The 12,227-nt window shown below is 70.5% G+C and carries 9 protein-coding genes; 1 reads left to right on the top strand and 8 read right to left on the bottom strand.

Going from position 1 to position 12,227, the window contains the following annotated elements:
• Positions 1-446: 446 nt before the first annotated feature.
• The 7 genes from BpN12_RS12845 to BpN12_RS12815 all read right to left on the bottom strand — a co-directional run bounded on the left by BpN12_RS12845 (position 447) and on the right by BpN12_RS12815 (position 7,820).
• The gene (locus BpN12_RS12845; RefSeq protein WP_246792959.1) at positions 447-668 is read right to left on the bottom strand and encodes a hypothetical protein; all 222 of its coding nucleotides are present in this window, start codon (positions 666-668) and stop codon (positions 447-449) included.
• Positions 669-763: 95 nt separating this feature from the next.
• Positions 764-1,912: a DUF1501 domain-containing protein gene (locus BpN12_RS12840; protein WP_246792958.1), complete on the bottom strand. Its 1,149-nt coding sequence runs from the start codon at positions 1,910-1,912 to the stop codon at positions 764-766.
• Positions 1,913-1,916: 4 nt separating this feature from the next.
• The gene (locus BpN12_RS12835; protein ID WP_246792957.1) at positions 1,917-3,410 is read right to left on the bottom strand and encodes a DUF1800 domain-containing protein; all 1,494 of its coding nucleotides are present in this window, start codon (positions 3,408-3,410) and stop codon (positions 1,917-1,919) included.
• Positions 3,411-3,594: 184 nt separating this feature from the next.
• Positions 3,595-3,924 (bottom strand): H-NS histone family protein, encoded by a 330-nt coding sequence (locus BpN12_RS12830; protein ID WP_042628923.1) that lies wholly within the window; start codon positions 3,922-3,924, stop codon positions 3,595-3,597.
• Positions 3,925-4,156: 232 nt separating this feature from the next.
• Complete coding sequence (locus tag BpN12_RS12825; protein ID WP_246792956.1) at positions 4,157-6,361, bottom strand: glycoside hydrolase family 3 C-terminal domain-containing protein; 2,205 nt, start codon at positions 6,359-6,361, stop codon at positions 4,157-4,159.
• A gap of 482 nt (positions 6,362-6,843) precedes the next feature.
• On the bottom strand, positions 6,844-7,227 hold the full coding sequence (locus BpN12_RS12820; protein ID WP_246792955.1) for a cupin domain-containing protein: 384 nt from the start codon (positions 7,225-7,227) through the stop codon (positions 6,844-6,846).
• A 2-nt stretch (positions 7,228-7,229) separates the two neighbouring features.
• Positions 7,230-7,820: a LysE family translocator gene (locus tag BpN12_RS12815; RefSeq protein WP_246792954.1), complete on the bottom strand. Its 591-nt coding sequence runs from the start codon at positions 7,818-7,820 to the stop codon at positions 7,230-7,232.
• Between the two features lie 101 nt (positions 7,821-7,921).
• On the opposite strand from BpN12_RS12815, the gene BpN12_RS12810 reads away from it, so the two are divergent.
• The gene (locus BpN12_RS12810; protein WP_246792953.1) at positions 7,922-8,812 is read left to right on the top strand and encodes a LysR substrate-binding domain-containing protein; all 891 of its coding nucleotides are present in this window, start codon (positions 7,922-7,924) and stop codon (positions 8,810-8,812) included.
• A gap of 115 nt (positions 8,813-8,927) precedes the next feature.
• Here BpN12_RS12810 and BpN12_RS12805 read toward each other — a convergent pair whose 3' ends face one another.
• Positions 8,928-11,816: a GH92 family glycosyl hydrolase gene (locus BpN12_RS12805; protein ID WP_246792952.1), complete on the bottom strand. Its 2,889-nt coding sequence runs from the start codon at positions 11,814-11,816 to the stop codon at positions 8,928-8,930.
• Between the last annotated feature and the right edge of the window lie 411 nt (positions 11,817-12,227).

Genomic DNA, 12,227 nt, shown 5'->3' with positions numbered 1-12,227 from the left:
AGCATGAAGGTCAGGTGGTCGGTCAGCATCGCGCCGAAAAGTTAACACTTCAGCGCAGCGTTTACAACCACTCCTTCCCGAAAACAAAAATGCCGTTCAGTTGCTTAACTGAACGGCATTACGGGCCGGCGGCAGCTTTATGGCAGAAAAGCCGGGCGCGGGGCAGGCGGTGTAAACCCCGATAGGGATGCCAAGGCGAAAACGCGTGGCGGGCCGGCTGCGCGGTCGTGAGGCGCGGGCGGAAAACGGCGGGGAGAAGCGAGGCGGAAAGCGCGGTGGAGCGGGAGCCGATGCGGGCGGCAAGAAGCACCTTGAGGCATCGCGATGCGAGTGAAAACGAAGGCGCGGGACGGACACGGCGCGCAGGACCGAAGTCATGCGCGCCGCCCGTCGATTCGATCAGTATCCCGAACGATTTTGATCCGACCGGGAATCTCTGGAAATCCTCAATACGCGCCCACCCAATGGCCCGGCACCCAGCCCCAGTGATTGCCTTCCCAGCGATAGTGGCCCTTCACCCAGCGATAGCCGGGCGCGGGCGGCGCGGGCATCACCTCGACGCGCGGCGCTGGCTGCGGCGGGCGCGCCGGCTCCACGACGCAGGCGGAAAGCAGGGCCGCGCAGGCGCAGGCGGCGAACGCGGCGGCGGATGTCGATCGGATCTTCATGATGGGGTGTCCTCCCGGGACTGTCGTCGTTGGCAATGAATGAAGTGCTTCGTGGATTCACGAACCCGCGAACCCTCGAACCCGCGCCTCGAAACTCAGGCACGCACGAGGCCCGTCATCGCGCGCCGCGCGCCGGCCGGCCCGAACAGCGTCGCGGCCGTGCGCGGCGGATCGAGCCGCAGCGTCTCGGCCGCCGCGCCCGCGATCAGCGCGTCGAGCGAGGCGGTCGGCTTGAGGTCGCGCCCTTCGTAGAGATCGGCGCCGCGCAGGCCCGGCCAGTCGGCGATCACGCGCCCGCCCGCCACCGCGCCGCCGAGCAGCATCGCCACCGAGCCCTGGCCGTGATCGGTGCCGCCGGTGCCGTTCGCGGCGGCGGTGCGCCCGAACTCGGTGGCCACCACCACGGTGGTGTCGCGCCAGACCGGGCCGAGCCCGTCGCGCAGCGCGGCCAGCATCGCGTCGAGCCCCTTCAGCACGTTCGCGAGGCGCGGGTTCTGCGCGCTGTGCGTGTCCCAGCCGCCGGTCTCGATCATCGCGATGCGCGGGCCGTCATCGCTCGCCAGGAAGCCGGCGGCCAGCTTGCCGACGCCGGCCGGGTCCTGGCGCGCGTGCGCGTCGCCGGCCAGCCCGCGCGCGGCTATCGCCGAGGCCCACAGCGGCGCGAGCTGCGCGTCGCGTTCGTAGAGCGCGGAGACGCGCGTGAGCAGATCGTCGGGCGCGTCGGGCAGCCCCGACGGCGCATACGAGGTGACGCGCGCGGTGCCACGCAGCGCGGCGGGCACCGTGGGCGCGAGCGCGATCGCGTTCTCGCGCGTGGCCGGCAGCATCGCCGCGAGCCGGTTCAGCCAGCCGTCCTTCACCTGGTACGGCGCGAGGCCGCCCGTCTCGAGCACGTTCTGGCCGTCGAAATGCGAGCGGTCGCGATACGGCGACGCGATCGCATGGACGAACAGCGCCTGGCCGCCGGCGAACATCGCGGCCGTCTGCGTGAGCGAGGGATGCAGCGCGAACGTGCCGTCGAGCCGCGTCGCCTTCGCGGCGTCGATCGCGAGTTCGCCGCGCAGGCTCGCATAGGCGGGTTCGGCATACGGCACGACGATGTTCAGGCCGTCGGCGGCGCCGCGCTGGATCACGAACACGAAGCGGCGATCGCTCGCGACGTTGGCGAACACGAGGCGCGGCGCGACGAGCAGCGCGCCGGCCGCGGCGGCGGTGCCGAGGAATCGGCGGCGGGTGGGCTCCATGGCGTTATCTCCGTTGGAAGTCGGGCGAGACGAGCAGCAGCGCGAGCGCGGTGGTGGTGCTTTCGGCGCGCGACACGGCGGTGGCGGTGGGCTCGCTCAGCGTGCCCGCGAACAGCGCGGTGCCGAGCGTGCGCGGATCGGCGCGCTCGCCGGTGCGCGCGGCGAGCCGCTGGGCGATCTCGACGCGCCGCACCAGCGCATCGGGCGCGGCCCAGCTGGCGGCCACGTCGTCGTAGCCGGCGGGCGAACCCGGCCGCCAGACCGGCTGGCCGAGCTGGGTCAGCAGCGGCGCGGCGCGCAGGTTGCCGAGCGTGGTCCAGCCGAGCCCGCGCAGCGACGACACGGCCCAGTCCCACGGCGTCTTGAACTTGGTCGCGGAGGGCGCCCACGCCTCGGGCGACTCGACCAGCGCGCGATAGACGGCGGGCAGGTCGCCGCCGCTCTGCTCGAAGGCGCGCGCGAGGCGCTCGGTCAGCGCGGCGGGAGGATCGTCGGCGACGAAATGACGGCCGAGCTGGAACGCCAGGTGGCGGCCGGTGGCGGGCGCGCGCGCGAGATCCTGGAGGATCGCCAGCGCCTGTGCTTCGTCTTCCTGATCGTAGCGGCGGCCCAGCACGGTGCGCGTGCCGGGCTCGTGCAGCGCCGGGCGGAACACGAACGCGCCGGGCGGCGCGTTGCCGGGCTGCGGGCCGCGCGCCCCCGCCACGCTCCAGCCGGTGAGCGCGCGCGCGAACTCGGTGACGTCGGCCTGCGCGTAGCCGCTGCGCGCGCCGAGCGTATGCAGTTCCATGATCTCGCGCGCGAGGTTTTCGTTGAGGCCGCGCTTGCGGGCCGGGTCGCGCGCGTCGGCGCGCAGCGCGGCGCGGCTGTCGGGGCCGACCGAGCGGGTCTGGTCGAGGAACAGCTGCATCGCCGGATGGCGTTCGGCGGCCACCAGCAGATCCTCGAAGCGGCCGAGCACGTGCGGGCGGATCGCTTCCATTTCGAACGCGCCGGCCAGCCCGGCCACCTGGCCTTTGTCGACCGAGACCGCGAAGTGGTTGGCCCAGAAATGCACGAGCCGCTCGACGAACGGCGCGGGCGTGACGAGCGCGCTCTCGACGCGGGCGTCCACGGCGCTTCGGTAGATCTCCACGCTTTCGCGGCGGATCGTCTGGTTGACAGTCTGACGAATCGCTTGCGCGGAAGCAGCGGCCGGGCCCGAAGCGGCAGCCGGCAGCGTCGCCGACGGGGGCGACGCAGGGGACGAGGCGGAAGGCAAGGCGGGAGGCAAAGCGCCAGCTCCGGCGCGCAGCTGGCTGCGTTCGTCGCTAAAGCGCGTGGCGAGCGCGACCGCGCCGGGGGCGTCGGCCCAGGCGGCGGGGCGCGGTTCGTAGCGGGAGAACTGGTCGAGCAGCCAGCCGGCCGGATCGGCCGGGGCGGGCTCGTCGGGGCGGGCGCCGAGGCCGAAGCGGTTCAGGGCGATCGCCGCGGCGTGCGGGTTGGGCGGAGCGTTCATACGGAGTCCTGCCGGCGTGGATGGTCTCCGTTACACGGAGCACGCCGCGAAATCCGTCGCGTCGGGCGAAAAAAGAATCAGGCGCGGGCCGGGTGGGCCGTCGCGCGGCCGGGCCGCGTCATGGGCGGCCGGGGTATCGGAACCACAGGCGCGAAACACGGGCGCCGCACGCGGCGCCGCCGGATCAGTCCTCGCCGGGCCACCAGGGCTTCGGCGCGCGGTCGATCAGGTAGTCGTCCAGTTCCTTGCCCTGCAGCCACTTCGGGCGCGGGCCACGGCCGGACCACGAATGGCCCGACGACGGATCGTAATACTTCGCCGGCGCGGCCTTTCGCACCTTTTGTGCCTGACGGAACCCGGCGGCACGCAGCAATTCGTCCTCGGTGATGCCGTACTGCTGCACCTGCTCCTGCAGGTTCGCGAGCAGTGCCTGCTTGCCTTCGGACTTGGCGTGCGCGATTTGCTGGTCGAGTTCGCGCAGTTGCTCTTCGAGAACGTTGAGGTTATTGCTCATTGTGGGTCGGCGAGTGTCGATAGGGCGCCATCTTACTAGGCTCCGTACACAATTTCACGAATACCGGCCATGATTGGCGAGATTTAGACACGCCCGCGAGGCCGCTCGCGGGCGTCTGGCGGCGGCGCGGAACCGGGCCGATCCGGCCGGCCCGGACGCGGGGATACCGCGATCCGCGCCGGGATCCGCATCGTCCCGCCCGTGCCGGCCTTCCGGCTCGCCGGCGCCGCGCTCAGTGCTGCTGCAGCCGAATATCGCGCGACGAGGCGCCCACGTAAACACTGCTGCCCGGCACGTAGCGCCACTTGCCCTGGGCGTCGTCCCACACGCTCTGCTCGCGCGGCGAGACCAGCACGCGCACGCGCCGCGACTCGCCCGGGTTCAGGCCGATCTTGTCCCAGCCCACCAGCCGGCGCGGCGGCTCGTCCTTGTACGGCACGCCGAGATAGACCTGCGGGATCTCGGCGCCGGCCACGCGGCCGTCGTTGCGCACCGTGAAGCTCACGTCGAGCAGGTTGCCCGGCAGGCGCAGCACGGTCAGCCCCGAGTACGCGAAGTGCGTGTACGACAGCCCGTAGCCGAACTCGAACATCGGCTTGATGTTCTTCGCGTCGTACCAGCGATAGCCCATCTCGAGCTTTTCGGCATAGACCGGATCGTTCGCGAACGTGCCGTCGGTGCCCCAGGTCGGCGTGTCCTGATCGCGTGCCGGGAACGTGACGGGCAGCTTGCCGGACGGGTTGACCTTGCCGAACAGCAGGTTCGCGATCGCCTTGCCGCCGCCTTCGCCCGGATACCACGCCTCGACGATCGCCGCGACGCTGTCCTTCCACGGCATCAGCACCGGGTTGCCGCTCTCGACCACCACCACCGTGCGCGGGTTCGCCTGCGCCACCGCGGCGACCAGCGCGTCCTGGTTGGTCGGGTTCGCGAGCGAGAGGCTTGGCAGGTCGCCGAAATCCTCGCCGGCCGGCTGCGCCACCACCACGATCGCCACGTCCGACTGCTTCGCGAGCGCCGCGGCCTGGTCGATCTCCTGTTGCGTATAGGCGCGGAACGGCTGCTGCTGGTCGCTGTTGCCGGCGAACGCGACCTGTGCGCTCGGCGCGAGCTGCTGGATCGCGGCGACGATCGGCGTCGCCACCTTGAGCCACGGATTGCGCCACCAGCTGCAGCCGGTGGCGGTGCCGAACTGCAGGCCGCCGCAGCCGGCGAACGAGCCCGTCACCGGATCGCGCGTGTTGCCCGAGCCGCCGCCCGAGAGCACCGCCGCGTCGGCGTGGCCGCCGATCACCGCGATGCGCCGCAGCGCGGCGGCCGCGAGCGGCAGCTGATTGGCGTCGTTCTTCAGCAGTACCATCGATTGCTCGGCCACCGCCTGCGCGAACGCGTTGCCGGCCGCGAAGTCGATCGTGCCGCCGGCCTTGGCCGGGTGATCGAGCACGCCGAGGCGGATCATCGTGTAGAGCTTGCGGCGCACCATGTCGTCGAGCCGCGCGGTGGACACCGAGCCGTTCGCGATCGCCTGGCGCACCAGGTCCGGCGTCAGGTAGACGGTGGCGCCCACGTCCTCTTCCTCGTCGAGCCCGGCGTTGATCGACGGCGCCGTGCTGTGCGCCGCGCCCCAGTCCGACTGCACCTGGCCTTCGAAGCCCCAGTCGTTCTTGAGCACGGTGGAGAGCAGGAACGTGTTCTCGCAGGCGTAGTCGCCGTTCAGGCGGTTGTACGAGCACATCACGCTGCCGGGCCGCGCGCGCTTCGCGGCGATCTCGAACGGCAGCAGATACAGTTCGCGCAGCGTGCGCTCGTCGATCTGCGTGTTGCCGCCCTGCCGGCCGTGTTCCTGCTCGTTGCCGGCGTAGTGCTTGATGGTGGCGATCACCTGCTCGCGCTGGGTGCCGTCGGTGCGTTCGGCGAGCAGCTCGCCCGCGAGCTGCGGATCCTCGCCGAGGTATTCGAACAGGCGCCCGCCGCGCGGCTCGCGCGCGAGGTTGGTGCCGCCGCCGAGGCCCATGCCGAACCCTTGCGCGCGCAACTGGATCGCGACCTGGCGGCCGTAGTCGCTCGACAGCTGGCGGTCCCAGCTCGCGGCCAGCGCGAGCGTGGCCGGGAACGTCGTGCTCGGCTGCGAGGTGCTGCCCGAGCCGGTGGACGAATCGGCCATGTTCAGGTCGGGAATGCCGAGACGCGGCACGCCCTGGATGTAGCCGGCGCCGCCGCCCGGCACCGCGCTCATCTCATACTGCGAATGGATCATCTGCAGCTTTTCGTCGAGCGTCATCTTGCGCACCAGCGCATCGGCCCGCAGCCGCGCGGTGACCGAGGCGACGGCGTCGAAGCTGGTGGGCGGGAAGTTGATGAAGTCGGGGGTGCCAGCCTGCGCGCTGGCGAACGCGAACGCCGTCAATGCGGCGGCCGACCAAAGTCTGACCTGCATGTCTCTCTCTCCGGTTATTCGATTCTGGTTGTCGACGATGAGGCAGGAAGCGACAGCGGTGAAACGCGAAACGCGGGTGCCGCGCCGGTGCGCACCGGGCGGCGGGATGGAGAAATCGACGGGGCCAGCGCGATGTAGGTAGCCTCCACCGTGTTAGATAGTAGGAATGTAGTTCGACTACAGCATCGGTGTTTTCCCGCAATGGTCTTATGTTTCTGCGGGGAGACGGCGACGGCGCGCGAGGCGGCGGTAGGGCTGCCCGGCGGGCGCGCGGCGCGTGGGTAAGAACTGCCGTTGGTGCGGTGCGATGAATGCAGGGGAACGCGACGGGGATTCGCGCGGCCCGGGAGATCACGGTAACGGCGGCGAAGCCGGCGCGTGGCTTCCGGCATCGAGGCACGGGAAGATGGCGCGGGCGGCACGCCGCCCGCCGGGAACGAGCCTCGGCGAGCGAGCCGGCGATGGCCGGCGCGAGCAGCGCCTCAGCGCAGCTGCTGCTCGATCGTCTTCGTCAGCGGCGACGCCACGTCCCCCGTGTGCTTCGTCTCCACCGGCTCGACCAGCATGATCCAGCACTCCTCCTCGGCGACCGGATTGTGGCGCGTGCCGCGCGGCACGACGTGCATCGAGCCGGCCGGCAGCTCGACCACGCGGCCGCCCTCGTACTCGATCTTCAGGTGGCCGCGCACCACGAAGAACAGCTCGTCCTCGTGCGCGTGGTCGTGCCACACCAGCTGGCCCAGTACCTTGGCCACCTTCACGTACTGGTCGTTGACCTGCGCGACCACTTTCGGCGACCAGTGCGCGGTGATGTCGGCGAACGCCGCGTCGAGATCGAACGATTCGGCAAACGAACGGGAAACCATGCTTATCTCCAGGTTGGCACGATGGAAGCGGCGAGCAGCAGGCCCATCGTGAGGTTGAGGATGCGCCACTGGCGCGGCGTGCGGAACAGGCGCGCGAGCAGCACGCCGAGCGCGCACCACAACGTCAGCGACAGCGCCGCGGCCACGCCGAACGCGGCGCCGAGCAGCAGCGCGAGCCGCTGCGGGCTGCTGGCGACGAGCGCGAACGAGGCCGCCGCGCCCACCGTCATCGCCCAGCTTTTCGGGTTCAGCCACAGCAGCAGGAAACCGTTGGCGAGCGTGACCGGCCGCGCCGGGCCCTGGCCCGCGTCCGGCGGCCCGCTGCGCGCGATGCGCCACGCCAGCCAGAGCAGGTAGGCCGAGCCGAGCGCCTTCACGGCCATTTGCAGCGACGGCATGGCGAGCAGCAGCCCGCCGAGCCCGAGCGCGGCCACGGCGGCCAGCATGGCCAGCGCCGCCGCGATGCCGGTCACGAGCGGCAGCGAGCGGCGAAAGCCGAAGCGCGCGCCCGACGCGGTGGCGAGCGTGGTGGCGCCGCCGGGCGTGAGGGTGGCGACGGCGACGAACAGCAGGAGCGGCAGGAGCGAAGTCATCGGCGGCGATTCGAAGGAACGAGGTTCGCACTGTACGGACGGCCGATGCATCATGAAAGGCAATAATTTTGATGCGATGCATTAGCCGGCATAATGCGTCGATGACCCGAAACCTCGACCTCGACCTGATCCGGACCTTTGTTGCCGTGGCCGACAGCGGCAGCATGACGGTGGCCGCGACCCTGCTGCACATGACGCAAGGCGCCGTGAGCCAGCAGGTGCGGCGGCTGGAGGACATGCTCGACTGCCTGCTGTTCGTGCGCAAGACGCGCCGGCTGGCGCTGTCGCGCCAGGGCGAGACGTTTCTCGTCAAGGCGCGCCAGCTGCTGCGCCTGAACGACGAGATCTGGGCCGACATGGCCGACGGCCCGCTCAGCGGCAACCTGCGGGTGGGCGTGCCCTACGATCTGGTCGGGCCGCTCGCGCCGGCGATGAAGGCGTTCGCCGAGGCGCATCCGCGCGTGGACATCTCGCTCGTCTGCTGCGCGTCGCCCGACCTGCACGAGGCCGTGGACAGCGGGCGCGTGGATGTCTCGCTGATCCAGTACGTGGCGAGCGAGGCCAAGGGCGAGGTGATTCGCGTCGAGCCGCTGGTGTGGGTGTCGGGGCGCGGCAGCGAGGCGTGGCGGAAGCGGCCGCTGCCGCTGTCGATGGTGGACGAGCGCTGCGTGTTCCGCCCCGTGGTGCTCGGCGCGCTCGCGGAGCAGGGCGTGGCGTGGCGCACCGTGTTCGAGAGCGGCAACATCGAGGCGACCGCGTCGATGGTGCGCGCGGGCGTGGCCATCACCACCTGGCTCGCCTCCACGGTGCCCGACGATCTGGAAACGCTCGCGCCGCAGGCGGCCGGCCTGCCCGCGCTGCCGCCGTTCGCGATCTGCCTGCGCCTGCCCGCGGTGGCGCAGCCGGCCGCGGAGGCGTTCGCGCATCACGTGCGCGAGACCATGTCACGGGATGCCGCCGCGGCGCGTTCGCGACTCGCGCGGATCGCCTGAGGGTCTTCCCGCCAGCCGCATTCTCTGGATTGAAAAAGCGCCGCGCCGATCCGCTTTCACGGATCGGCGCGGCGCTCTCGCATCGGGCCAGCGTCGCTGAATCCTCAGCGAATCCTCACGACGCCATCGCCACCCCGAACACGTGCATCTTGCCGGCGCTGACCTGCCGCGGCAGCGTGATGCTCGTCACGACCTTGCCGAGCGGCACCGGAATCTTCTGCGCGAAGAGGTAGGTCTTGACGTTGTCCGGCTGGCCGTTGCCCGAGTTGCGATAGGCCATCGTCACGGCGATCGCCGAACTCGGGCTCGCGCCGCCGCCGTTGAGCGTCCAGTCGTCGAACGCGAGCGTGACGGCCTGGCTCGTGCCGTCGGCGAAGTTCAGCTGCGCGACGCCGCTGGACGGCCCGTTGTTCGCGGAGCCGAGCACCACCACGCCCGAGCCGACCGAGCCCGGCGGCAGCATCACGGTCTGGCCGACGGTGACCGTGTTGTCGAGCGTGAGCGGCCCGCCCGCCACCGCCACGGCCGCGCCCGCCACCGGGAACGGCTTGCCCGGCTGGACCCCGGCCGCCGCCAGCGCGTTCAGCGAGTAGCTGAACAGGCTGCCGTCGAAGTCCGCGCCCTGGCCATCGGTGTTGGTGGCGCCGTCGGCGCTGAAGCCGCGGTTGTTGTAGCTGTCGGCCGCGTTGATCGCCACCGGCACGCCGAACGACGGCGGTGGCGCGCTGGCGCCCCATTGCGACGGCGAGCTGCCCATCGAGAAGCGCAGCGTCGCGCCGTCGGCGAGCGCGGCGTAGTCGATCCACGGGCTCGACTGCGCGTGGCCGTCGATCGACAGCGCCTGCACGTAGCTCGACGCGGGCGCGCCCGCCGCGCGGATCCGCAGGCGCCGGCCGGTGCCGAGCCGCACGTCGATCGCGGGGAACTGCGGGCTGCCGATCGCGAGGCCCGCCACGCCCGGAATCTCCGGATACAGGCCGAGCGCGCCCCACACGTACCAGCCGGACACCGCGCCGAGATCGTCGTTGCCGGGCAGGCCGTCGGGCGCCGTGCTGAACGCGCTGGCCATGATCTGTTGCACCACGCGCTGCGTGCCCGACGGCTGCGCGGCCCAGTTGTAGAGCCACGGCACCTCGAAGGTCGGCTCGTTGCCCATGTAGAAGTTCGGCAGGCTCAGGCCGGCGTTGAGCACCGTGAAGAACGTGTCGAGCCGCGACGCCACCGTGGTGTTGCCGCCCAGCTGCGCGAACAGGCCCGCCGGGTTGTACGGCACCATCCAGGTGTACTGCTCGGCGTTGCCCTCCACGTAGTTGTCGCCGCTGCTCGGGGTCTCCGGAATCCACGCGCCGTTGGCCTGCCGCGCCGCGTTCAGAGGCGGCGTGAGCGAGGTGTTCAGCAGGTTCTGCCAGTAGGCCGAGCGGCTCAGCAGCATGCGCTGCGTGGCGGCGTCGCCGAGCGCGCCGGCGAAGCGCGAGATCGCGAAGTCGCTGCTCGCGTATTCGAGCGTCGACGATGCCTGGCCCCACTCGCCGCTGGTGATGTAGCCGGTCTGCAGGTAGCTCGCGCGGCCGCCGTTGGTGGTCACGCCGTTGCAGGCGGTGCCGGGGATGTTCGCCATCTTCACCATGTGCTGCAGCGCGCTCTGCGTGTCGAAGCCGCGCGCGCCGAACGCGTAGGCGCTCGAGACGATCAGCGAACCGGCGTCGCCCGGCATCACGCCGTCCTCGACGTTGTCGTTGACCCAGTGCGGAATCGCGCCGCACTGGTCCGCGTCGTTGACGAGCGACTGGATCATGTCGCTGGTCTCCGCCGGGTTCAGGATCGCCTTCAGCTGGATCAGCGAGCGGTAGATGTCCCAACCCGAGAACGACGAATACTGCGCGTGCTGGCCGCTGCCGACCTGGTGCACCTGGCTGTCGAAGCCGATGTACTGGCCGTTCACGTCGCTGAAGATGCTCGGCGCCCACAGCGCGTGATAGAGCGCCGTGTAGAACTTGGTCTTCGCCTCGGTGGTGCCGCCCGCCACGCGAATCGCGTTGAGCCGGTCGTTCCAGGTCGCGTCGGCGAGCGCGCGCACGCCGTCGAAGTCCCAGCCGCGGTTCTCGGCGTCGAGGTTGGCCTTCGCGTTGGCCACGCTCACGTAGGAGATGCCGATCTTCATCTTCACGGTCAGGCCGGAGCGGAAGCCGAGCTGCGCGACGCCGTGCGAGATCGAGGCCGACGTGAACGGCCGGTCGAACGCGGCATAGAAATACACCGGCACCCCCACCGAGTTGCCGCAGAAGCCGCCGCCCACGGTGCTGCCCGAGATCGCGCTGTCGGACACCTGGGTGATGGCCCCCGAGGTCGAGGTCCTGGTGTTGGTGCGCGTCGCGTCGAGCACCAGCAGGGCCGGCTGGCCCGCCGGATAGGTGAAGCGGCCGAAGCCGGTGCGCAGCGTGGCGGTCAGCTCGACCTTGATCTGCGAATCGAGCAGCACCGAGTAGTAGCCGGCCTTCGCGGTTTCGTTCGCATGACTGAAGGTTGGTGCCAGCTTGGTGAGGTCGGTGGTCGGCATCACCGGGAATTCGCCGTTGTTGCCGGAGCAGCCCGCGCCCGGCATGTGCGTGACGCTGAAGCCCTGGATCGAGTTGATGTCGTAGTAGTAGCCGGCCGGCGAGCCCGGCTCGGCGCTGCTGTTCGGTGCCGGCGTGGTGTTGGTGTCGGGCGCCCACTGCACCATGCCCGAGGGCAGGCCCGCGGCCGGCTCCACGCTGCCCGCCTGCCCGGCCGGCACCGGGTTCGGCGAATTGCTGGCGAGCGTGCCGATCAGCGGATCGACGTACTGCGTGAGCGCGAGCGTCTGCCCGCGGTCGAGGTCCGTCGTGTCGGCGGCGTCAGCGGCTGCCGCCGCGGGACGTGCCGCCAGTATCGACGCGGCGCCGCCACCGCCGTCGTCACCCCCACACCCGTTCAACGCGCACGCCACGGCCAGTGTGGCGGCGAGCGTCATGAATCGATTCATGATCGTCTCTCTCCGTTGTTCTTCCCGATCCTGTCCCGGCGACTCGACCGATCGACCGCCGGCTCGTCGTGAATCTTGCTGCGTCGTAAGACTAGGATTTGGAACGTTTGCGCGTCAATCGAATAAACACATCTGTAATGATTTTCTTAGATTTACTAAACGACGAGCAACGTGGCGCAACGATCCGGAAATGCAACGCATGTCGACCGGAACGATGCGCGCGGGCACGCGCTTGCGGCGCTGCATCGAAGGGCGAAACGCTGAGGCATCCTGAGCGGCGGCGTGGCGCGCGTGATGGATGACGTCATGTCGATCGACGTTCGCGAGCGGTTCGCGGCGCGATACATGCGGCCGTCATCGGGCGGCGCGGGTGGCGGGATGGTGACGGCGGCGGCGCTGTTGCGAGCGCAC

The sequence above is a fragment of the Burkholderia perseverans genome, from assembly GCF_022870505.1.
GTDB classification, from domain to species: Bacteria; Pseudomonadota; Gammaproteobacteria; order Burkholderiales; family Burkholderiaceae; genus Burkholderia; species Burkholderia plantarii.
This window is presented reverse-complemented; position numbering and strand designations above follow the sequence as displayed.